Source organism: Hydrogenophaga sp. GW101-3F08, assembly GCF_059424585.1.
The window spans coordinates 21,381-44,013 of record NZ_JBWKZP010000001.1; the positions used below are offsets into that span (position 1 = coordinate 21,381).

General features: G+C 65.7%; 19 protein-coding genes. 15 read left to right on the forward strand and 4 right to left on the reverse strand.

Annotated features, from left to right (window positions below; all coding sequences use genetic code 11):
• The 5 genes from AC07YZ_RS00105 (at nt 1) to pgeF (ending at nt 3,697) form a co-directional block, all read left to right on the forward strand.
• The gene (locus AC07YZ_RS00105; protein ID WP_494793245.1) at nt 1-1,239 is read left to right on the forward strand and encodes a dihydrolipoamide acetyltransferase family protein; all 1,239 of its coding nucleotides are present in this window, start codon (nt 1-3) and stop codon (nt 1,237-1,239) included.
• Nucleotides 1,240-1,257: 18 nt separating this feature from the next.
• Nucleotides 1,258-1,494 carry an acyl carrier protein gene (locus AC07YZ_RS00110; RefSeq protein ID WP_494793246.1) on the forward strand — a complete coding sequence of 79 codons (237 nt, stop codon included), beginning with the start codon at nt 1,258-1,260 and terminating at the stop codon, nt 1,492-1,494.
• 260 nt (nt 1,495-1,754) lie between these two features.
• Nucleotides 1,755-2,135 carry a hypothetical protein gene (locus AC07YZ_RS00115; RefSeq protein WP_226493403.1) on the forward strand — a complete coding sequence of 127 codons (381 nt, stop codon included), beginning with the start codon at nt 1,755-1,757 and terminating at the stop codon, nt 2,133-2,135.
• 87 nt (nt 2,136-2,222) lie between these two features.
• Nucleotides 2,223-2,864: a maleylacetoacetate isomerase gene (gene maiA, locus AC07YZ_RS00120; protein ID WP_226493402.1), complete on the forward strand. Its 642-nt coding sequence runs from the start codon at nt 2,223-2,225 to the stop codon at nt 2,862-2,864.
• On the forward strand, nt 2,864-3,697 hold the full coding sequence (gene pgeF / locus AC07YZ_RS00125) for a peptidoglycan editing factor PgeF (RefSeq protein WP_494793247.1): 834 nt from the start codon (nt 2,864-2,866) through the stop codon (nt 3,695-3,697). The genes maiA and pgeF overlap by 1 nt, the downstream gene beginning before the upstream one ends.
• Here pgeF and AC07YZ_RS00130 read toward each other — a convergent pair.
• Entirely contained in the window at nt 3,617-3,937 is a 321-nt protein-coding gene (locus AC07YZ_RS00130) for a hypothetical protein (RefSeq protein ID WP_494794020.1), read from the reverse strand. The genes pgeF and AC07YZ_RS00130 overlap by 81 nt on opposite strands.
• A 137-nt stretch (nt 3,938-4,074) precedes the next feature.
• On the opposite strand from AC07YZ_RS00130, the gene phaC reads away from it, so the two are divergent.
• The 7 genes from phaC to AC07YZ_RS00165 all read left to right on the forward strand — a co-directional run bounded on the left by phaC (nt 4,075) and on the right by AC07YZ_RS00165 (nt 14,260).
• Nucleotides 4,075-5,913: a class I poly(R)-hydroxyalkanoic acid synthase gene (gene phaC / locus AC07YZ_RS00135; protein ID WP_494793248.1), complete on the forward strand. Its 1,839-nt coding sequence runs from the start codon at nt 4,075-4,077 to the stop codon at nt 5,911-5,913.
• A 77-nt stretch (nt 5,914-5,990) separates the two neighbouring features.
• Nucleotides 5,991-7,169, forward strand: a complete 1,179-nt coding sequence (locus AC07YZ_RS00140) for an acetyl-CoA C-acetyltransferase (protein ID WP_494793249.1) — start codon at nt 5,991-5,993, stop codon at nt 7,167-7,169.
• Between the two features lie 166 nt (nt 7,170-7,335).
• Entirely contained in the window at nt 7,336-8,073 is a 738-nt protein-coding gene (phbB, locus tag AC07YZ_RS00145; protein WP_226493398.1) for an acetoacetyl-CoA reductase, read from the forward strand.
• Nucleotides 8,074-8,240: 167 nt separating this feature from the next.
• Nucleotides 8,241-9,263, forward strand: a complete 1,023-nt coding sequence (dusA, locus tag AC07YZ_RS00150) for a tRNA dihydrouridine(20/20a) synthase DusA (RefSeq protein WP_494793250.1) — start codon at nt 8,241-8,243, stop codon at nt 9,261-9,263.
• A 189-nt stretch (nt 9,264-9,452) separates the two neighbouring features.
• Complete coding sequence (locus tag AC07YZ_RS00155; RefSeq protein WP_226493381.1) at nt 9,453-11,375, forward strand: PrkA family serine protein kinase; 1,923 nt, start codon at nt 9,453-9,455, stop codon at nt 11,373-11,375.
• Between the two features lie 45 nt (nt 11,376-11,420).
• Nucleotides 11,421-12,695, forward strand: a complete 1,275-nt coding sequence (locus AC07YZ_RS00160) for a YeaH/YhbH family protein (RefSeq protein WP_494793251.1) — start codon at nt 11,421-11,423, stop codon at nt 12,693-12,695.
• On the forward strand, nt 12,692-14,260 hold the full coding sequence (locus AC07YZ_RS00165) for a SpoVR family protein (protein WP_494793252.1): 1,569 nt from the start codon (nt 12,692-12,694) through the stop codon (nt 14,258-14,260). The genes AC07YZ_RS00160 and AC07YZ_RS00165 overlap by 4 nt, the downstream gene beginning before the upstream one ends.
• Before the next feature lie 53 nt (nt 14,261-14,313).
• Here the strand turns inward: AC07YZ_RS00165 and AC07YZ_RS00170 are convergent, their stop codons facing one another.
• The 3 genes from AC07YZ_RS00170 to AC07YZ_RS00180 form a co-directional block, all read right to left on the reverse strand.
• Nucleotides 14,314-15,600 (reverse strand): NAD(P)/FAD-dependent oxidoreductase, encoded by a 1,287-nt coding sequence (locus tag AC07YZ_RS00170; protein ID WP_494793253.1) that lies wholly within the window; start codon nt 15,598-15,600, stop codon nt 14,314-14,316.
• A 159-nt stretch (nt 15,601-15,759) separates the two neighbouring features.
• Nucleotides 15,760-16,650 (reverse strand): Dyp-type peroxidase, encoded by an 891-nt coding sequence (locus tag AC07YZ_RS00175; protein WP_494793254.1) that lies wholly within the window; start codon nt 16,648-16,650, stop codon nt 15,760-15,762.
• 113 nt (nt 16,651-16,763) lie between these two features.
• Entirely contained in the window at nt 16,764-17,399 is a 636-nt protein-coding gene (locus AC07YZ_RS00180; RefSeq protein ID WP_226493376.1) for a GntR family transcriptional regulator, read from the reverse strand.
• A 163-nt stretch (nt 17,400-17,562) separates the two neighbouring features.
• Between AC07YZ_RS00180 and scpA the strand changes: the two genes are divergently transcribed.
• From scpA to AC07YZ_RS00195, 3 genes are read left to right on the forward strand one after another with little or no spacing between them, the layout of a single operon-like run.
• Complete coding sequence (scpA, locus tag AC07YZ_RS00185) at nt 17,563-19,725, forward strand: methylmalonyl-CoA mutase (protein WP_494793255.1); 2,163 nt, start codon at nt 17,563-17,565, stop codon at nt 19,723-19,725.
• Entirely contained in the window at nt 19,722-20,888 is a 1,167-nt protein-coding gene (gene meaB / locus AC07YZ_RS00190) for a methylmalonyl Co-A mutase-associated GTPase MeaB (protein ID WP_494793256.1), read from the forward strand. Before scpA ends, meaB begins: the two co-directional genes overlap by 4 nt.
• A 10-nt stretch (nt 20,889-20,898) precedes the next feature.
• The gene (locus AC07YZ_RS00195) at nt 20,899-22,431 is read left to right on the forward strand and encodes an acyl-CoA carboxylase subunit beta (RefSeq protein WP_226493373.1); all 1,533 of its coding nucleotides are present in this window, start codon (nt 20,899-20,901) and stop codon (nt 22,429-22,431) included.
• Nucleotides 22,432-22,633: the final 202 nt, after the last annotated feature.

Sequence of the window (22,633 nt, forward strand, 5' to 3'; positions counted from 1 at the left end):
GTGGCCGATTTCCTCATGCCCTCGCTGGGCGCCGACATGGAAACGGGCAAGGTGGTCCAGTGGCTGGTGAAGCCGGGCGACCGCGTGAAATCGGGCGACGTCGTGGCCGTGGTGGAAACCCACAAGGGCGCGATCGACGTGGAAGTCTTTCTCGACGGCGTGATCGATCAACTGGCGGCGCTGGATCAGGACATGCCGGTGGGCGCGGTGCTGGCGCAGGTGAGGCCACAGGGTGCGCCAGGGGCTCCCGCGCCGGCCGGCAGGCTTGTGACACAGCGGCCTGGACCCACGTCACCCAGGGCCGACGCGGGCGGGCGGGATGCCGCTGTGGCGCCACCGGCGTTCGCGGCGCCACCGCCACCGCCGGTCGGGCCCACGGCGCGCGCGCGGGTCAGTCCGGCGGCGCGGCAGCGTGCGCGGGCGCTGGGCCTGAACCCCGATGCCTTGCCAGGCAGTGGGGTGGGCGGCATGGTCACGCTGTCCGACGTGGCCCGAGCAGCGGCCCAGGCGCCGTCTGCGCCCGATCAGGCGCCCGGCGCGGCGGCTGCACCACACACGCGTGCCAGCGGGTTCGACGCCGTCCAGATGCGCCAGGCCATCGCGGCCGCCATGAGCCGTTCCAAGCGCGAGATTCCGCACTACTACCTCAGCGACAACATCGACTTCATGGCCGCCTCGGACTGGCTGGAAGCCTGGAACCGCGAGCGCCCGCCCGAGCAGCGCCTGCTCGGCGCGGTGCTGCTGCTCAAGGCCACGGCGCGGGCGCTGCGCGAGGTGCCCCAACTCAACGGTTTCTACGAAAACGGCGCCTTCCGGGCCGCTACGGGCATTCACGTCGGCTGGGCGATTGCCCTGCGCGGCGGGGGGCTGGTGGCCCCCGCCATCCACGACGCCGACCGGGCCTCCCTGACCGAGCTGATGGCGGCCCTGAGCGACCTGGTGCAGCGCGCCCGCAGCGGTCGCCTGCGCAGCTCCGAGCTGACCGACCCCACCATCACCGTCACCAGCCTGGGCGAGCGTGGCGCGCAGAGTGTGCTGGGCGTGATCTACCCGCCGCAGGTCGCCATCGTCGGTTTCGGCCGCGTGGTGCCGTGCCCCTGGGTGGTCGATGGCCAGGTGCAGGTGCGCCCGGTGGTGAACGTCACGCTCGCCGCGGACCACCGCGCCAGCGACGGGCACCTGGGGGGCCGGTTGCTCGCGGCCATTGAGCGGGCCCTGCAATCTCCCCAAGACCTTTGAAACCGCATGGGAGCCTCGATGAACGCATCCGACATTCGACGACTTGCCGCCGACGTGCTGGCCGGCATCGCACCCGAAGCCGACCTGTCCGGCGTGGGGGACAGCGAAGACCTGCGCGAGGCGCTGGACCTCGATTCGATGGACTTTCTCAACTTCATCATCGGCCTGAGCCAGGGCAGTGACGTCGCCATACCCGAGGCCGACTACCCGCGGCTCTTCACCCTGCGGGGGCTGGTGGCCTACCTGGCGAAGTAGGCCCTGCGTGCGTGGGGCTGGCTACGCGCAAGGGGGGATGCTTCTCGGGCGGAGGGGCTATGCGCGCCAGCGTACCGACTGCACCGCGTCATCTGCCTAAGCTTGGTCGAGACGGATGCGCGGGCCCACACGCCGCGCTTCCGCTCAAACCGTGCGATGGCCTGATCTGCCGAAGCTCAACCTCCGTGCCAGAAGCTGATCAACTCTGCAGGGCCTCTCTTCATGTGGGGGCGGTCCTTGTAAGCGACCAAGGAACCACCATGCACTCCATCAAACTCATCGCCGTTGCCGCGACCACGCTGGCGTTGACCGCCTGCTTCTCGTTGCCCGCGGGCCCGACCGGCGCCACCGGAGCGACCGGCGCCACCGGTGCAACGGGTTATACCGGTGCCACAGGCGACACGGGGGGCACGGGCGCCACCGGTGCCAAGGGAACCACCGGCTACACCGGCGCCACGGGCGGCGCGGGTGCCACCGGTGCCACAGGCGATACGGGTGCGACCGGTTATACCGGCGCCACGGGCAGCACCGGAGCAACCGGCTATACCGGTGCAACGGGCGCCACCGGCAGCACAGGCAGCACCGGTGCCCGGGGCGCGACCACGCAGGGCGATACGCTGGTCATCGTTCCGGCGCGCTGAGTCACGGGAAGAACACCAACCCGCTCTGAAAACGGGTGGGTTGGTGTGTCGGGACAGGGCACGCCAACCGGTTTATCCTTGGCGGCCATGAAGCTCTACAACTACTTCCGATCCTCGGCCTCGTTCCGTGTGCGCATCGCGCTCGCGCTCAAGGGTCTGGCCTACGAATACGTGCCGGTGCACCTGGCCAAGGGCGAGCACAAGCAGCCCGCGTTCGGCGACATCGCCGTCGAAGGCCTGGTGCCGGTGCTGGAGCTGGACGACGGCACGCGCCTGTCGCAGTCGATGGCGATCATCGAATACCTCGACGAGGTGCATCCCGTGCCCGCGCTGGTGCCGGCGGACCCGCTTGCCCGGGCCCGCGTGCGCGCGCTGGCGCAGGTGATCGCCTGCGAGATCCATCCCGTGAACAACCTGCGGGTGCTCAAGTACCTCAGCCGTGAGCTCAAGGTGGACGAGCAGGCCAAGAACACCTGGTACCGGCACTGGGTGCGCACCGGGCTGGAGGTCTTCGAGCGACAGCTGGCGCAGGGTCCTGCGTCTCCATTTTGTTTCGGTGACACGCCCACGCTGGCCGACTGCTGCCTGGTGCCGCAGATCTTCAACGCCCGGCGCTTCGACACACCGCTCGATGGCCTGCCCCGCACCATGGCGGCGTTCGACGCCTGCATGGCTTTGCCCGCGTTCCAGCAGGCACAGCCCTCGGCCTGCCCGGACAACGAAGCTTGATGCCCCTGCGCGCAGAAGACGGGATCGTCCCCGACTGGCCCGCGCCGCCGGGGGTGCGGGCCTTGTTCACCACCCGCTCGGGTGGCGTGTCCGCACCACCGTTTGACAGCTTCAACCTCGGCGACCATGTGCGCGACGCGCCCGAATGCGTGGCGACCAACCGCGCGCGGCTGGGCGGGCGCATCGCGGCACGGCCCGTGTTTCTCCAGCAGGTGCACGGGACCACCGTGGTGGTGCTCGACACGCAGACGCCCGACGGCACGGTGGCCGACGCCAGTCTGAGCACCCGCAGCGGCGTGGCCTGCACCATCATGGTCGCGGACTGTCTGCCGGTGCTGTTCACGAACAGCGCGGGCACGGTGGTGGCGGCGGCGCATGCGGGCTGGCGCGGCCTGGCCGGTGTGGATGCACAACCCGCGGGGCAGGGCGTGCTGGAGACCACCGTTGCCGCCTTTGTGAGGGCGGTTCAGCAGATGGATCCGTCGGCCGATCGGGACCGAATCGCTGCCGACATGCTCGTCTGGCTGGGGCCGTGCATCGGGCCCCAGGCGTTCGAGGTGGGGCCGGAGGTGCGTGCCGCGTTCGTGCAGAGCGATCCGGCGGCCGAGTGCGCTTTCGTGGCGCAGACAGCAGGGGGCGGGAAGTTCCTGGCGGACCTGTCGGCACTGGCTCGGCTGCGGCTGCGGGCCATGGGCATCACCCGCATCCACGGCAACGACGGCACCGAGGCCTGGTGCACCGCGACACAGTCCTTACGTTTCTTTTCGCATCGTCGGGACGCTGTCCGTCTGGGCAGCACCGGGCGCATGGCCGTCTGCATCTGGAGAGTCTGATACCGGCGCTGCGCCCGATGGGGCGAGCGTCTTGCGCGCCAGGTCTTCGGTCGCTTCACGCGCCTTCAGTTCCTTTCGGCGTTGCGGGGTGCGCATCAGGTAAACCACCAATGCCACCGGCAGCAAACCGTAAAGAAAGAAGGTCACAATGGCTCCGAGGACGGTGCCCGTCGTGTTGGATGCTTCGGCCACCGCCATCATGAGCACCACGTAAATCCAACCAATGACCACCAGATACACAACACGCCTTGCAGCCCGGGAGGGTTTGTCAAGCTGCACAAAGCAGTCCGACAAAACCTAGGGAAAACCCGGAAATCTCCCCCAGAGAATTCGATAATAAACCGCTGCCAAAAACCATTGGACCATTGGAGACCTGCATGACATCTGGGAATAACGCCCAACCACCCTGGCTGGAGGCTGCGCAGCAGTTTCAGCAAAACCTCATCTCCCAATGGACGCAGGTGGCTCAGGCTTTTCCTGGCGCGGCCACACAGCAGGCACCTGAGGCCGCCGCCGACCCGTTTGCCGCATTCAAGGCCTTCATGCCGCAAAGCGGCGCGGCCAACCCCTTCGGCATGGCCATGCCGGGTATGGGCGGCGGGCTGCCGGGCGTGAGCGACCTGTTCAACCAGGCCGCCGGTCAGAAGGTCTGCTTCGAGCCGGCCAAGCTGATGGAGATCCAGGCCAGCTACCTCAAGGACGTGGCCGGTCTGTGGAACCAGGGCCTGGATGCCAAGCCGGTGGGCGACCGCCGTTTTGCTTCCGAGGCCTGGAGCAGCAACCCCGTGGCCGCCTTCTCGGCCGCCGCCTATCTGCTCAACGCCCGCACCCTGATGGCCCTGGCCGACGCGGTGCAGGGCGACGCCAAGACCCGCACGCGCGTGCGTTTCGCGGTGCAGCAGTGGATCGCCGCCAGCGCGCCGAGCAACTTTCTGGCCTTCAACGCCGAAGCGCAGAAGAAAGCGCTCGACACCCAGGGCGAGAGCATCGCCAAAGGCATGGCCAACCTGCTGCACGATATGAAGCAGGGCCATGTGTCCATGACGGACGAAAGCGTGTTCGAGGTGGGCAAGAACGTGGCCACCACCGAAGGCGCGGTGGTGTTCGAGAACGAGCTGTTCCAGCTGATCGAATACAAATCCCTCACGGCCAAGGTGTACGAGCGGCCGTTCCTGCTGGTGCCGCCCTGCATCAACAAGTTCTACATCCTCGACCTGCAGCCCGAGAACTCGCTGATCCGCTACTGCGTGGAGCAGGGCCACCGCACCTTCGTGGTGAGCTGGCGCAATCCGGACGAGTCGCTTTCGCACAAGACCTGGGACGACTACATCGAAGACGCGGTGATCAAGGCCATTGGCGTCACGCAGGACATCACCGGCGCCGAGACCATCAACGCGCTGGGTTTCTGCGTCGGCGGCACCATGCTGGGCACGGCGCTGGCCGTGCTGGCCGCGCGCGGTGAAGAGCCGGTGAACTGCGCCACCTTCCTCACCACGCTGATCGACTTCACCGACACCGGCATCCTCGACGTGTTCATCGACGAGCCCTTCGTGAAGATGCGCGAGATGCAGTTTGCCCAGGGTGGCCTCATGCCCGGGCGCGACCTGGCCACCACCTTCAGCTTCCTGCGGCCGAACGATCTGGTGTGGAACTACGTGGTGGGCAACTACCTCAAGGGCGAGACGCCGCCGCCGTTCGACCTGCTGTACTGGAACTCCGACAGCACCAACCTTCCCGGCCCGTACTACGCCTGGTACCTGCGCCAGATGTACCTGGAAAACAACCTGGTCAAACCCGGCAAGGCCACGGTCTGCGGCGAGAAGATCGACCTGGGCCAGGTCAAGCTGCCGGTCTACATCTATGGCTCGCGCGAAGATCACATCGTGCCCATCGGCGGCGCCTATGCCAGCACGCAGGTGTTCCCCGGCAAGAAGCGCTTCGTGATGGGGGCCTCGGGCCACATCGCCGGTGTGATCAACCCGGCGAGCAAGAACAAGCGCAGCCACTGGACCGGCCCGGCGGGCAAGTTCCCGGCCGACGTCAACGACTGGATCGCCAGCGCCACCGAGCACACTGGCAGCTGGTGGGGCGACTGGGCCGCCTGGCTCAAGCCACAGGCTGGCAAGCAAATTGCTGCTCCCAAAACCTATGGCAGGGGCAAGACCTATGCCGCCATCGAACCGGCGCCGGGCCGTTACGTCAAGGCGAAAACATGAACATGGCCCCGGGTTCTCGATGAGGACTCTTCGCGCCGGACAGGATTTGATTTTTTTAGCTCACTTAGGAGACACACATGGAAGACATCGTCATCGTTTCAGCCGCCCGCACCGCCGTGGGCAAGTTCGGCGGCTCGCTCGCCAAGACACCCGCCACCGAGCTGGGCAGCATCGTCATCAAGGAACTGCTGGCTCGCACCGGCCTGCCGGTGGATGCCGTGGGTGAAGTGATCATGGGCCAGGTGCTGGCCGCTGGTTGTGGCCAGAACCCGGCCCGCCAGGCCATGATGAAGGCCGGTGTGGCCAAGGAAACGCCGGCGCTGACCATCAACGCCGTCTGCGGCTCGGGCCTCAAGGCCGTGATGCTGGCCGCGCAGGCCGTGGCCTGGGGCGACAGCGAGATCGTGATCGCCGGTGGCCAGGAGAACATGAGCGCCAGCCCGCACGTGCTCAATGGCAGCCGCGATGGCCAGCGCATGGGCGACTGGAAAATGACCGACACCATGATCGTGGACGGCCTGTGGGACGTGTACAACCAGTACCACATGGGTATCACGGCCGAGAACGTGGCCAAGGCCCACGGCATCACCCGCGAAATGCAGGACGCCCTGGCCGCTGGCAGCCAGCAGAAAGCCGCCGCCGCCCAGGCCGCTGGCAAGTTCAAGGACGAGATCGTTGGCGTGAGCATTCCGCAGCGCAAGGGCGACCCCGTCGTGTTCAACAGCGACGAATTCATCAACGCCAAGACCACCGCCGAAGTGCTGGCCGGCCTGCGTCCCGCCTTTGACAAGGCCGGCTCGGTGACCGCCGGCAATGCCTCGGGCATCAACGATGGCGCCGCCGCCGTGATGGTGATGACGGCGAAGAAGGCCGCCGCCCTGGGCCTCACGCCGCTGGCTCGCATCGCCGCCTTTGGCACCAGCGGTCTGGACCCGGCCACCATGGGCATGGGCCCGGTGCCTGCCTCGCAGAAGGCCCTGGCCCGCGCGGGCTGGAAAGCGTCCGACGTGGACGTTTTCGAACTCAACGAAGCCTTTGCCGCCCAGGCCTGCGCCGTCAACCTGGCGCTGGACATCGATCCGGCCAAGGTCAACGTCAACGGCGGCGCGATCGCCATCGGCCACCCCATCGGTGCGTCGGGTTGCCGCATCCTGGTGACGCTGCTGCACGAAATGCAGCGCAGCGGCGCCAAGAAGGGGCTGGCCGCGCTGTGCATTGGCGGCGGCATGGGCGTCTCGCTGGCGGTGGAGAGATGACCCACCCCCGCGCCGCCTGCGGCGTCACCCCCTCAAGGGGGCGCCAGCAGCGGCCCGGCAAAGCCGGTTCCGCGCTGGCCTGAGCTGGCGCCTCCCTTGTTCGATATGGCTTGGGTTTCAATCGTTTTTTAATGCCATAACGGCAACACCTAGAGGAGCAGACAAAATGAGTCAAAAAGTAGCGTACGTCACCGGCGGCATGGGCGGCATTGGTACAGCCATCTGCCAACGCTTGCACAAGGAGGGCTTCAAGGTCATCGCTGGTTGCGGCCCCACGCGCGACTTCACCAAATGGCTGGACGAACAGAAAGCCCTGGGCTACACCTTCTACGCCTCGGTGGGCAACGTGGGTGACTGGGACTCCACGGTGGAGGCCTTCACCAAGACCAAGGCCGAGCACGGCAGCATCGACGTGCTGGTCAACAACGCCGGCATCACCAAGGACCGCATGTTCCTGAAGATGTCGCGCGAAGACTGGTCGGCTGTGATCGAAACCAACCTGAACTCCATGTTCAACGTGACCAAGCAAGTCGTGCCCGACATGGTGGAAAAGGGCTGGGGCCGCATCATCAACATCTCGTCGGTCAACGGTGAAAAAGGCCAGGCCGGCCAGACCAACTACTCGGCCGCCAAGGCCGGCATGCACGGTTTTTCGATGGCGCTTGCGCAGGAACTGGCCACCAAGGGCGTGACGGTCAATACCGTGAGCCCGGGTTACATCGGTACCGACATGGTCAACGCCATCCGTCCGGACGTGCTGGAAAAGATCGTGGCCACGGTGCCGGTCAAGCGCCTGGGCAAGCCCAGCGAGATCGCCTCCATCATCGCCTGGCTGGCCAGCGACGAGGGCGGCTACGCCACGGGCGCGGACTTCTCGGTCAACGGTGGTTTGCACATGGGCTGACCCGGCCCACCCCTGCGACGCGCTCGCACTGGCGAGCGCGTCACCCCCTCAAGGGGGCAACACCTGCGGCCCGGCGAAGCCGGTTCCGCGGTGTTCTGGGTTCAAGGCATCTCGCGCATCGACCCCGCTTCGGCGGGGTTTTTTATGGGCGCTGGGATAATTGGCGCATGTCTGTTTCTTCCCTCGCTCCCTCGCCTTGGCGTTTGTCCGTCGCCCCCATGATGGGCTGGACGGATCGCCATTGCCGTTTTTTTCACCGGCTGCTGACCCGCAACACCTTGCTGTACACCGAAATGGTGACGACCGGCGCGCTGATCCATGGCAACGCGGCGCAGCATCTGGATTTCAATGAAGAAGAGCACCCGGTGGCGCTGCAGCTGGGCGGCAGCGAGCCGGCCGACCTGGCGCGGTGCGCGAAGCTGGGGGAGGAGCGCGGTTACGACGAGATCAATCTCAACTGCGGATGCCCCAGCGAGCGTGTGTTGCGCGGTGCCTTTGGCGCCTGCCTGATGGCCGACGCGGCGCTGGTGGCCGACGGCGTCAAGGCCATGGTGGACGCGGTGGATATTCCCGTGACGGTGAAACACCGCATCGGCATCGACCGGATCGAAAGCTACGACTTCGTTCGTGATTTTGTGGGCACGGTGGCCGACGCGGGTTGCCGTGTTTTCATCGTGCACGCGCGCAACGCCTGGCTCCAGGGCCTGTCGCCCAAAGAGAACCGCGAGATTCCTCCGCTGCGCTACGAGCTGGTGTACCAGCTCAAGCGTGACTTTCCGCACATGACCATCGCAGTCAACGGTGGCATTACCACCAACGAACAGATCGCCAGCCACCTGACACAGCTCGACGGCGTGATGATCGGCCGTGAGGCTTATCACAACCCCTGGGTGATGACCGAATGGGATGCCCGGTTCTACGGCCAGGCATCCCGCGGACCGGCCTTGACGCGTGAAGCGGTCGAGTTGGCCATGGTGGACTACATGGAACGCGCTGCGGCGCAAGACGGCGCGCCCTGGTATTCGATCGCCAGCCACATGTTGGGCCTGCGCCACGGCCTGCACGGTGCCCGCAAGTGGCGCCAGGTGTGGAGCGACCACCGCCTCAAACCCTTGCCCGCGCGCGATGTCTGGGCGATGGCGCAGGCCCATGTGGTGAAAGAGATCACACCCGCGCACATGGTTGCGTGATTACGCGCGTGACGCCTGAACTTTTGAGCGCTACTATCGTCACAAGCACAGGGTCTGCCCAGCGCACCAGTTTCGGACGGAGCAGACCCGGGTCGGGCGGATAAAAATTCCGACTGGCGCCGACGTCGGTGGGGAGCGGGCCTTGACGTTGGTGACGCATCGATAGCGACCGCTTCAATAGGAGGTCGTATGGATGTTGTCCGTCATTTCCTGTCACGCTACGAACAGACGCGTGAAGACGAGCTGTCGATCGAGGAGTACCTCGATGCCTGCAAGAAAGATCCGCTCGTTTACGCCACGGCGGCCGAGCGCATGCTCGTGGCCATCGGCGAGCCGGAGTTGCTGGACACCCGGCACGACCAGCGCCTCTCGCGCATCTTCGGCAACAAGGTCATCAAGATCTACCCGGCCTTCCGGGACTTCTATGGCCTGGAGGAACCGATCGAACAGGTGGTGTCCTACTTCCGCCATGCCGCGCAGGGCCTGGAGGAAAAGAAACAGATTCTTTACCTGCTGGGGCCGGTGGGCGGGGGCAAGTCCTCCATCGCCGAGCGCCTCAAGCAGCTCATGCAGCAGGTGCCGTTCTATGCGTTGAAGGACTCACCGGTCAACGAGTCTCCGCTGGGGCTGTTCAACGCGACCGAAGATGGGCAGGTGCTCGAATCGCAGTACGGCATTGCGCCGCGTTATCTGGAGCGCGTCATGTCGCCCTGGGCCGTCAAGCGGCTCGAAGAGTACGGGGGGGACATCCGGCGCTTCCGCGTGGTCCGGCGTTTTCCTTCGGTGCTCAAACAGTGCGCCATCGCCAAGACCGAACCCGGCGACGAAAACAACCAGGACATTTCTTCGCTGGTGGGCAAGATCGACATCCGCAAGCTCGAGACCTTTGCCCAGGACGACCCGGACGCCTACAGCTACTCGGGTGGCCTGTGCCTGGCCAACCAGGGCCTGCTGGAGTTCGTGGAAATGTTCAAGGCGCCGATCAAGGTGCTGCACCCGCTGCTCACCGCCACCCAGGAAAGCAACTTCAAGGGCACCGAAGGCTTCGGCGCCATACCGTTCGACGGCATCGTGATGGCGCACTCCAACGAGAGCGAGTGGAAGGCGTTTCGCAACAACAAGAACAACGAAGCCTTCCTGGACCGCATCTACATCGTGAAGGTGCCGTATTGCCTGCGCGTGTCGGAAGAGATCAAGATCTACGAAAAGTTGATCCGCAACTCGTCGCTGGCCACGGCCGTGTGCGCGCCCGGCACGCTCAAGATGCTGGCGCAGTTCGCCGTGTACACGCGGCTGAAGGAGCCCGAGAACTCCAGCATCTTCAGCAAGCTGCTGGTGTACGACGGCGAGAACCTCAAGGACACCGATCCCAAGGCCAAGAGCTACCAGGAATACCGCGACTACGCCGGGGTGGACGAAGGCATGAGCGGCATCTCCACGCGATTTGCGTTCAAGATCCTGTCGCGGGTGTTCAACTTCGACAGCACCGAGGTGGCGGCCAACCCGGTGCACCTGATGTACGTGCTGGAGCAACAGATCGAGCGCGAGCAGTTCCCCGCCGAGACCGAACAGAAGTACCTGGCCTTCATCAAGGAAACGCTGGCGGTGCGCTACGCCGAGTTCATCGGCAAGGAAATCCAGACCGCCTACCTGGAGTCGTATTCCGAGTACGGCCAGAACATCTTCGACCGTTACGTGACCTACGCCGACTTCTGGATCCAGGACCAGGAGTACCGCGACACCGACACCGGCGAAATCTTCGACCGCTCTTCGCTCAACGCCGAGCTGGAAAAGATCGAGAAGCCCGCCGGCATCAGCAACCCCAAGGACTTCCGCAACGAAATCGTCAACTTCGTGCTGCGCGCGCGCGCCAACAACGCGGGCAAGAACCCGCTGTGGACGAGCTACGAGAAGCTGCGCGCGGTGATCGAGAAGAAGATGTTCTCGAACACCGAGGACCTGCTGCCGGTGATCTCTTTCAACGCCAAGGCCAGCGTGGACGAGCAGAAGAAGCACGAAGACTTCGTCAACCGCATGGTCGACAAGGGCTACACCACGCGCCAGGTGCGCCTGCTTTGCGATTGGTACCTGCGCGTGCGCAAGAGTTCTTGAGCGCGTCAGGCTTCTTGGCCCATGAACCGCTGAAAGCAGGCCACCATGCTGCAGCAAATCGTAGACCGCCGGCTCGCGGGCAAGAACAAGTCCATCGGCAACCGCGAGCGCTTCCTGCGTCGCTACCGCGAGCAGATTCGCGATGCGGTGCGCAAGGCCGTCTCGGGCCGCAGCATCCGCGACATCGAGCAGGGCGAAGACGTCACACTGCCGCGCCGCGATGTCTCCGAGCCGGTGTTTGGCCATGGGCAAGGGGGTATGCGCGAGTCGGTTCACCCGGGCAACCGCGACTACGTGCGCGGCGACCACATCGGCCGCCCGCCCAGTGGGGGCGGCGGCGGCCGGGGCAACCAGGGCAGCGAAGACGGGGTGGGTGAAGACGATTTCGTGTTCCGCCTCACGCGCGAAGAGTTCATGCAGGTGTTTTTTGACGACCTGGCCTTGCCGCGCCTGGTGCGTACACAGCTCCTGCCCGACGCGCCCGAATGGAAGTCGCAGCGCGCGGGTTTCGTCTCGGCGGGCAACCCCGCCAGCTTGCATGTGGTGCGTTCGATGCGCACCGCGCTGGGCCGGCGCATCGCCATGGGGGCCGAGCTGCGGCGCCTGCTGCGCGAGCTCGAGGCCGAGCTGGCGCTGGCCGAACGCAGCGAGGCGAACACGCCGCCGGGCAGCCTGCGCGTGCTCAAGGAACGGGTCGAGGTGCTGCGGCGCCGGGTGCGCCAGATCCCGTTCCTCGACCCGCTGGACCTGCGTTTTCGCAACCGGGTGCGCATCCCGCAACCCACGGCCAAGGCCGTGATGTTCTGTCTGATGGACGTGTCCGGTTCGATGGACGAAGAGCGCAAGGACATCGCCAAGCGCTTCTTCATCCTGCTCTACCTGTTTCTCATGCGGCACTACGAGCGGACCGACGTGGTCTTCATTCGCCACCACACGCAGGCGGCCGAGGTGAGCGAGCCCGAGTTCTTCCAGGCCACGGAGAGCGGCGGCACGGTGGTGTCCAGCGCCCTCACGCTGATGCACGAGATCATCCTGGCGCGCTACCCGCCGGGCGACTGGAACATCTACGGCGCCCAGGCCTCCGACGGCGAGAACTGGTACAAGGATTCGGCCCGCTGCAGCGAGCTGCTGCAGCAGAAGCTGCTCCCGCTGTCGCGCTACTTCGCCTACGTGCAGGTGGCCGGTGACGAGCAGAACCTCTGGGAGGAATACGCGCGGGTGCGAGAGACCGAGCCGAACTTCGCGATGCGCAAGATCACCGATGCGGCCGACATCTACCCGGTGTTCCGGGAGCTGTTCAGGAAGGCAGGTACTTCATGACACACGACACCGATGTTGAGCCGCCTCGGGAGGACGCGCCCCCCGCGTTGGTGGGCCCGCCGCGCAAGCGCGAGCCGCTGCCTTGCCCGTCGGACTGGACCTTCGAGCTGATCGAGCTCTACCACGCGCAGATCGCCCGCGTGGCGGGCGAATATGGCCTGGACACCTACCCGGTGCAACTGGAGGTGATCACCGCCGAGCAGATGATCGACGCCTACGCCTCGATCGGTATGCCGGTGAACTACCGGCACTGGTCGTTTGGCAAGCAGTTCATCGCGACCGAGAAAAACTACCGGCGCGGCCAGATGGGGCTGGCCTACGAGATCGTGATCAACTCCGACCCCTGCATCGCCTACCTCATGGAAGAGAACACCCTGACCATGCAGGCGCTGGTGATGGCGCACGCCTGTTATGGGCACAACTCGTTCTTCAAGGGCAACTACCTGTTCCGCATGTGGACCGACGCCTCGTCCATCGTCGACTACCTGGTCTACGCGCGCAACTACATCAACGAATGCGAGGAACTGCATGGCGTGGATGCGGTGGAGCAGCTGCTCGACGCCTGCCACGCGCTGATGAGCCAGGGGGTGGACCGCTACCGGCGTTCGCAAAAACCTTCGCTGGCCGAGGAGGAAGCGCGCCGCAAGGACCGCGAAGCCTATCTGCAGCAGCAGGTGAACGACCTCTGGCGCACCTTGCCCCGGGCCGCCGACAAGCGGGAGGAAAAGTCCAGCCGGCGCTTCCCCGTCGAGCCCGAAGAGAACCTGCTGTACTTCATCGAGAAACACGCGCCGCTGCTGGAGCCCTGGCAGCGCGAGGTCGTGCGCATCGTGCGCAAGGTGGCGCAGTATTTCTATCCGCAGCGCCAGACCCAGGTCATGAACGAGGGCTGGGCCACGTTCTGGCACTACACCTTGCTCAACACCTTGTACGACGAGGGCTTGCTGTGCGACGGTTTCATGATCGAATTTTTGCGCTCGCACACCAATGTGATTCACCAGTGGCCGGTGGGGCACCCGGCCTACAGCGGCATCAATCCGTATGCGCTGGGCTTTGCCATGTTCAGCGATCTGCGGCGCATCTGCGAGAACCCGACCGACGAGGACCGGCAGTGGTTTCCCGACATCGCGGGTTCGGACTGGAAGGTCACGCTGGACCATGCCATGCGGCACTACCGCGACGAGAGTTTCATCGGGCAGTTCCTTTCACCCCGGCTGATGCGCGAGATGCGCTTGTTCTCCATCGTTGACGATGCCCTGCAGCCCGAGCTGGAGGTGGCCGCGATCCACGACGAGGCGGGCTACCGGCGCGTGCGCGAGGCCCTGGCGCGCCAGCACGATCTGAACGAACGCGAGCCCAACATCCAGGTCTGGAACGTCAATGTCCGCGGAGACCGCTCCCTGACCCTGCGGCACACGCGCCAGCACGACCGACCGCTCAGCGACGATGCACTGGAAGTGCTCAAGCACGTGGGGCGCCTGTGGGGCTTCACGGTGCGCCTCGAAAGCGTGGACCGCCATGGCAAGGTGGTGCAGCACTGGGAGGTGGAGCCCGCTCGCCAGTGACGCGGCCGCCGGCCCGCCGCGGGCCAGCGAGGCGGGCGGATGAGGCGGGCGGATCACTGGCCCTGTTTGCCCTTGAGCTTGGTGATGCCGATGAAGTCCATGATGAGCTTTTCGTAGATGGGCTCGGACGTGCCCTTCTGCATCTTGCGCATGAAATACTTCTCGAACGCCACCTTGGCCAGGTGCACCCACTTGCCTTCGCTGAACCAGCTCACGTTGCGCGGCGGGATCTGCGGCAGGGCCACGAAGGCCGCGCCGGTGTCGCCGAAGTCGGCCAGGCAGACCGTGTTCCAGGTGGCGTGGTGCGTGGGCTCCTGGCCGTCGAGCAGCTCGCGGATGTTGTGCGCCGTGGCCGTGACCATGGACTCGATCATGTAGCCGGTTTTGGGCGTGCCGCAGGGAATGGGCGTCACTTCCACCGGCGGGATCGCCACGCACACGCCCACACTGAAGATGTTCTTGAACTTGGCGTTGCGCTGGTGCTCGTCGATGGTGATGAAGCCGCGCGGGTTGGTCAGGCCTTCGATGCCGAACACCGCGTCCACGCCCTTGAAGGCGGGCAGCATCATGCTGTGCTTGAAGGGCAGCACGTGGTCCTTGATGGGCCGGCCCTGGTCGTCGTGCTCGGTGACGTGCATCTGGCCCGCTTCCACCTTGGTGGTCTTGGCGTTGCAGATCCACTTGATGTGGCGCTGCCTGAACGCCGATTCGAGCATGCCCTTGGAGTCGCCCACACCGCCCAGGCCCAGGTGGCCGATGTAGGGCTCGGAGGTCACGAAGGTCATGGGCACCTTGTCGCGGATCTTGCGCTTGCGCAGGTCGGTGTCCATGATCATCGCGAACTCGTAGGCCGGGCCGAAGCACGAGGCGCCTTGCACGGCACCGACCACGATCGGGCCGGGTGCTTTCACGAATTCGTCCCAGGCCGTCTTGGTGGTCTCGGCGTGGCTCACGTGGCAGATCGACTGCGTGTGGCCGCCGTAGGGGCCCAGGCCTTCGACTTCGTCAAACGCGAGCTTGGGGCCGGTGGCGATGACCAGGTAGTCGTAGTCCACCCGGCTGCCGTCCTCCAGCTCGATCTGGTTGGCTTCAGGGTGGACCCGTTTGGCGCGCTGGATGATGGATTCAATGCCTTTTCGCGCCAGCGCCGGGGCGATGTCGACCTCGATGTCCTTGCGGGTGCGCCAGTTCACCGCGACCCAGGGGTTCGAGGGCACGAAGTGGAACTTGGGTGCTTCGCTGATCACCGTGACCGTGTCGCCGGGGCGGGCCAGTGCCTTCATTTCGTAGGCCATGGGCATGCCACCGAGACCGGCGCCGAGAATGACGATTCGAGCCATGGAAGTATCTCCGTCGAAAGGGATGAGGGGGATAAGAATTACTAAATTCGCAAGTGCTTATATTGAGCGCACATGTGGCACAAGTGTCTTGGTATATACCCTATGGTGTATGCAGTCGGGGTGCAGAGGGCCTCACTTCTCCTGTCCCCGGTCTAGTGGTTATACGCCCAACGCGCGTAAATCGAGCTGTCCGTCGCGCACCGGCGGGCACCAGAAATAGGCGCCGGTCTCGGGTTCGGTGAAGGTGTACAGGGCGTCGGTGATGCCATCCTCGGCGCCCGACATGCGCCGCAGCTGGGCCTCGAAGGCGTCAAACGAATGCCCGAAGGCCGTGAACACGAGCCCGCCTTCGTTGCCCTCGGCCCAGGGCATGGAGCGGCGCAGCACGAAAGCCTCGGGCTCAAAGCTCTCCTGGGCCGTGCGTTTCACATGGGCCGAATCGGGCGCGTCGTGGATCTCTTCGTTGCTGTCGCGCTCGCGGCCGATGGTGTGGTCCTGCTGCTGGCGCGGCATGGCCTCGAAGCGGCTCATGTGGTGGCGCCAGCGCTGCACCGCCGCGAAGCTGCTGCCGGCCAGCGCGCCGGCGCTCTCGGGCAGCAGGGCCGCCGCCAGCGCCGCGTCGCCCTTGGGGTTTTCGGTGCCGTCTTCGTAGCCGGTCAGGTCGCGGCCGTTGTCGTGGCTGAAGGCGTCGGTGATGTCGGTCACGTCGAAGGCGGGCGCGAGCAGGGCCTCAAGATGGCGGCTGCGGATCAGCAGATCGCCCCGGTCGGTGCCGCGCAGCCAGACCAGCAGATCGGTCGGGGTGGCGGGCAGCTTGGTGCGCGCGCCCTCGATGCCGCGGAACGTGCGCAGGCCGGGCAGTTCAACCCCCAGTTCGCGCACCAGCGATTGGCCCAGACCGACCACGGTGGCGCGGCCGTCGGCCTCTTGCGCCAGCGCGCGCAGCACGGCCCGTGGCTGGGCGCCCATTCTCAGCTGGCAGGTGAGGTAGCGGCCCTGGGCCGGAATGGGTTCGAGAATGCCGGGCTGAGCCAGACGGGCGAGAGACATGGGTGGGGCTCCTGATCGGTATGCCGTTCGTGGCCACGGCGCAGCGGCGAACGGCACAAGCCCGGAATTTACCAGCGCCCAGCCGCCGGGCCGGGTGCCGCCGGCTGGGCTTCTCAGATGGCCGCTTCCAGCCCGTTCTGGAAGTGCGCTTGCATGCGCTGGCGGGTGAGCGCGGCGTCGCGCGCGAGCAGGGCGGCCATGACGGCACGGTGTTCGGCCAGCGATTCGTCGATGCGCCCGCTCTTGAGCAGCGAGTTGTGGCGGTTGAGCTTCATGACCTTGCGCAGGTCGGCCACCATCTGTTCGCGCCAGCGGTTGTCGGCGAGTTCGAGCAGCCGCATGTGAAACCGCTCGTTGATCGCGAAGAAGCGGTCGCGCTGGCCCAGCGCAGCTTCCAGTTCGGCGTGCAGGGCCTTCAGTTCGGCCAGATCGCTGTCGGTGGCGCGTTCCGCCACCACGCCGGCGGCGTCCGATTCGAGCAGGGCCAGCAGGTGATAGACATCGGCCAGGTCTTTCTCGGACACTTCGGTCACATAGGCGCCACGCCGCACCTTCATGGTCACCAAGCCCTCGGCGGCCAGCACCTTGAGCGCTTCGCGCAGTGGCGTGCGGCTGATGCCGTATTCCTCGGCGAGTTTGAGCTCGTCGATCCAGCTGCCGGGCTCCAGCTCACGGCTGAAGATGCGCTGGCGCAGCAGTTCGGCGACTTCTTCGTACAGGGCGCGGGGGGCAAGCGACAAGGCGGACATGGGCAGGCGAGTGACGGGAGGCTGTGTGACAGGCGCTGATTGTAAGGCAGCGGGAATATTTTGCATCAATAATTATGAATGATATAAAATCAACACTGCTTTTCCCCAATCCCCCGACGCCCGGTTTGCCGCCGTTCCTGTTGCTTACCCCTACCGCCCCGCCATGAGCCAGAGCCAAAACCCGCCCGAATTCAACCCCGCCACCCTCGAAGCCTGGGCCAAGGCGGCCCAGAAATCCGCGCCCGGTGGCGACGTGAACGCGCTGAACTGGCTCACGCCCGACGGCATCAGCGTCAAGCCGCTGTACACGGCGGCCGACACGGCGAACCTGCCGTACACCAACACGCTGCCCGGTTTCGAGCCCTTCATCCGCGGCCCGCAGGCCACGATGTACGCGGTGCGGCCATGGACGATCCGCCAGTACGCCGGCTTTTCCACCGCCGAAGAATCCAACGCCTTCTACCGCAAGGCCCTGGCCGCCGGCGGGCAGGGCGTGTCGGTCGCGTTTGACCTGGCCACCCACCGCGGCTACGACTCCGACCACCCGCGCGTGACCGGCGACGTGGGCAAGGCCGGCGTGGCGATCGACTCGGTGGAGGACATGAAGGTCCTGTTCGACCAGATCCCGCTGGACAAGGTGTCGGTTTCGATGACCATGAACGGCGCCGTGCTGCCGGTGCTGGCCGGCTACGTGGTGGCGGCGGAGGAGCAGGGCGTCTCGCAAGACCAACTGAGCGGCACCATCCAGAACGACATCCTCAAGGAGTTCATGGTCCGCAACACTTATATCTACCCGCCCGAGCCGTCAATGAAGATCATTGGCGACATCATCGAGTACACGGCCCAGCACATGCCGAAGTTCAACTCGATCTCGATCTCGGGTTACCACATGCAGGAGGCGGGCGCCAACCAGGCGCTGGAGCTGGCCTTCACCCTGGCCGACGGCAAGGAGTATGTGAAGACCGCCATCGCCAAGGGCATGGACGTGGACGACTTCGCGGGGCGCCTCTCCTTCTTTTGGGCGATCGGCATGAACTTCTACCTGGAGATCGCCAAGATGCGCGCCGCGCGCCTGCTGTGGACGCGCATCATGAAGGGCTTCAACGCGAAGAAACCCAAGAGTCTGATGCTGCGCACCCACTGCCAGACCTCGGGCTGGAGCCTGACCGAGCAGGACCCGTACAACAACGTGGTGCGCACCGCCATCGAAGCCATGGCCGCGGTGTTCGGCGGCACGCAGTCGCTGCACACCAACAGCTTCGACGAAGCCATCGCCCTGCCGACCGAGTTCAGCGCCCGCATCGCCCGCAACACGCAGCTCATCATCCAGGAAGAGACCCACATCACCAACGTGGTGGACCCCTGGGCCGGCAGCTACATGATGGAAAGCCTGACGCAGGAAATGGCCGACAAGGCCTGGGCCATCATCGAAGAGGTCGAGGCCATGGGTGGCATGACCAAGGCCGTGGACAGCGGCTGGGCCAAGCTGAAGATCGAAGCGGCCGCGGCTGAGAAGCAGGCGCGCATCGACAGCGGCAAGGACGTGATCGTTGGCGTCAACAAGTACAAGCTCAAGACCGAAGACGCCATCGAGGCGCGGGACATCGACAACGTGGCGGTGCGCGACGGGCAGATCGCCCGTCTGAAGGCCATCCGCGCCAGCCGCGATGCGGGTAAGGTGGAGGCTGCGCTGAACGCGCTCACCGCTGCCGCCGAGTCCGGTCAGGGCAACCTGCTGGAACTGTGCATCCAGGCCATGCGCCTGCGCGCCACCGTGGGCGAAGTGAGCGACGCGCTGGAAAAAGTTTTTGGGCGCCACCGCGCCGATACACAAAAGGTGACCGGTGTGTACGCTGCTGCCTACGACTCCGCCGAAGGCTGGGATGCTCTGAAGGGCGAGATCAACGACTTCGCCGTGGCGCAGGGGCGCCGCCCGCGCGTGATGATCAGCAAGCTCGGCCAGGACGGCCACGACCGCGGTGCCAAGGTGGTGGCCACGGCCTTTGCCGACCTGGGCTTCGACGTGGACATGGGCCCGCTGTTCCAGACGCCGGAGGAGTGCGCCCGCCAGGCGATCGAGAACGACGTGCACGCCGTGGGCGTCAGCACCCTGGCCGCCGGTCACAAGACCCTGGTGCCGGCCATCATCGCCGAGCTGAAGAAGCAGGGCGCCGACGACATCATCGTGTTCGTGGGTGGGGTGATCCCGCGCCAGGACTACGAGATGCTGTACGAGGCCGGCGTGAAGGGCATCTACGGCCCGGGCACCCCGATCCCGGCCAGCGCCAAGGATGTGCTGGAGCAGATCAAGAAGGCGGTGGGATGACCCCTGCCGAATTGCAGGCCGGCGTGCTGACCGGCGTTGGTGCTGCCCAGCGCCGCGCCATGGCCAAGGCCATCACCTTGCTCGAATCGACCCGCGCCGACCACCGCGCGCAGGGCGATGAGCTGCTGACCGCGCTGCTGCCGCACACTGGAAAGTCCTTCCGGCTCGGCATCAGTGGCGTGCCCGGCGTGGGCAAGAGCACCTTCATCGAAGCCCTGGGTCTGTACCTGATCGGCCTGGGCCACCGCGTGGCGGTGCTCACCATCGATCCGTCATCCACCGTGTCCGGCGGCTCCATCCTGGGCGACAAGACGCGCATGGAGAAGCTCTCCGTCCACGAGAAGGCCTACATCCGCCCCAGCCCGAGCAGTGGCACGCTGGGCGGCGTGGCCGAGAAGACGCGCGAGGCCATGCTGGTCTGCGAGGCCGCGGGCTATGACGTGGTGATCGTCGAAACCGTGGGCGTGGGCCAGAGCGAGACGGCGGTGGCCAACATGACCGACATGTTCTGCCTGCTGCAGCTGCCCAACGCGGGCGACGACCTGCAGGCGATCAAGAAGGGCGTGATGGAGCTGGCCGACCTGGTGGTCATCAACAAGGCCGACATCGACCCCGACGCCGCCACCCGCGCGCGCGCGCAGATCACGTCTTCGCTGCGCCTGCTCGGCTTGCATGGGCATCCTGAGCGTTCGCCGGGCCGCCCCAAGGACGCGAGCGCCCCCTCGGGGGGCAGCGAGCAAAGCGAGCGTGGGGGCTCCAGCTCTCATGCCCACCACGACAGCCGCATCTGGCACCCCCAGGTGATCCAGATCAGCGCGCTGCATGGCCAGGGCGTGGACGGCTTCTGGGAGGCGGTGACGCAATTCCGCGAGCTGCAGGCCGCCCAGGGCCGACTCGTCGCGCGCCGCCAGCAGCAGGCCCGGGCCTGGATGTGGGAACGCATCGAGGCCGGCTTGAAACAGCACTTCCGCGAGCACCCGGCGGTGCGCGCCGCCCTGGACGAAACCACCCGCCGCGTGCTGGACGGCACGCTGCCCGCCAGCAGCGCCGCGCGCCAACTGCTTTCCTTGTACGAACCCCAACCCGCTCGGGCCGAACCTGTCCAAGCCCCTGCGAACCATCACCCCCGCCCTTCGACAGGCGCGGGCCCCTCGGAGAACTGAGAACACGACCATGCAAGACATCCTGGAACAACTCGAAGAAAAGCGCGCTGCGGCGCGGCTGGGCGGCGGGCAGAAGCGCATCGATGCGCAGCACGCCAAGGGCAAGCTGACCGCGCGTGAGCGGCTGGAAGTGCTGCTCGACGAGGGCACGTTTGAAGAGTGGGACATGTTCGTCGAGCACCGCTGCACCGACTTCGGCATGCAGGACCAGAAGATCCCCGGCGACGGCGTGGTCACCGGCTACGGCATGATCAACGGCCGCCTGGTGTTCGTGTTCAGTCAGGACTTCACCGTGTTCGGCGGCGCGCTCTCCGAAGCCCACGCCGAAAAGATCTGCAAGGTGATGGACCAGGCCATGAAGGTCGGCGCGCCGGTGATCGGCCTGAACGATTCGGGCGGTGCCCGCATCCAGGAAGGCGTGGCCTCCCTCGGTGGTTATGCCGACGTGTTCCAGCGCAACGTGATGGCCAGCGGCGTGGTGCCGCAGATCAGCATGATCATGGGCCCCTCGGCCGGCGGCGCGGTGTATTCGCCGGCCATGACCGACTTCATCTTCATGGTGAAGGATTCGAGCTACATGTTCGTCACCGGCCCCGAGGTGGTGAAGACCGTGACGCACGAGGAAGTGACCGCCGAAGAACTCGGCGGCGCCGTGACGCACACCACCAAGAGCGGCGTGGCCGACCTGGCGTTCGAGAACGATGTGGAAGCGCTGCTGATGCTGCGCCGGCTCTACAACTACCTGCCGCTCAACAACCGCGAGAAGGCGCCGGTGCGCCCCAGCGGCGATCCGATCGACCGCATGGAACTGAGTCTGGACACGCTGGTGCCGGACAACCCGAACAAGCCCTACGACATGAAGGAGCTGATCGTCAAGACGGTGGACGACGGCGACTTCTTCGAGCTGCAGCCCGAGTACGCGAAGAACATCCTGATCGGCTTCGCGCGCATGGACGGCCAGACGGTCGGCATCGTGGCCAACCAGCCGCTGGTGCTGGCCGGTTGCCTGGACATCAAATCGAGCATCAAGGCCGCGCGTTTCGTGCGTTTCTGCGACGCGTTCAACATCCCGGTGGTGACGTTTGTGGATGTGCCCGGCTTCATGCCCGGCACCAGCCAGGAGTTCGGCGGCATCATCAAACACGGCGCCAAGCTGCTCTACGCGTACGCCGAGTGCACGGTGCCGAAGATCACCGTGATCACGCGCAAGGCCTACGGCGGCGCCTACGACGTGATGGCCTCCAAGCACCTGCGCGGCGACGTGAACTTTGCCTGGCCCAACGCCGAGATCGCGGTGATGGGCGCCAAGGGCGCGGTGGAGATCATCTTCCGCGAGGAGAAGAAGGACCCGGCCAAGCTGGCGGGGCGCGAGGCCGAATACAAGGCCCGCTTCGCCAACCCTTTCGTGGCCGGCGCGCGGGGCTTCATCGACGACGTGATCCTGCCGCACGAGACGCGCAAGCGCATCTGCCGTTCGCTGGTGATGCTCAAGGACAAGAAGCTGGAAAACCCGTGGCGCAAGCACGGGAACATTCCTCTTTGAGCCGCATGGTGCCTGTCGTGACATGGGGTGGCGCTGGATCGGACTGTGCGGGCGTTTTGCTCCGTGTCCCCCGGCCTTCGGCCTCCTCCTTTACCTGCGCAAAACGCCCACACAGTCCGATCCTGGTGAGTGGGTATTCCACTGTCCTGCATTCAACCTCCTTCGCAGCCATGGGCACGGTGTGCCTGTCGCAGCGAAGTGA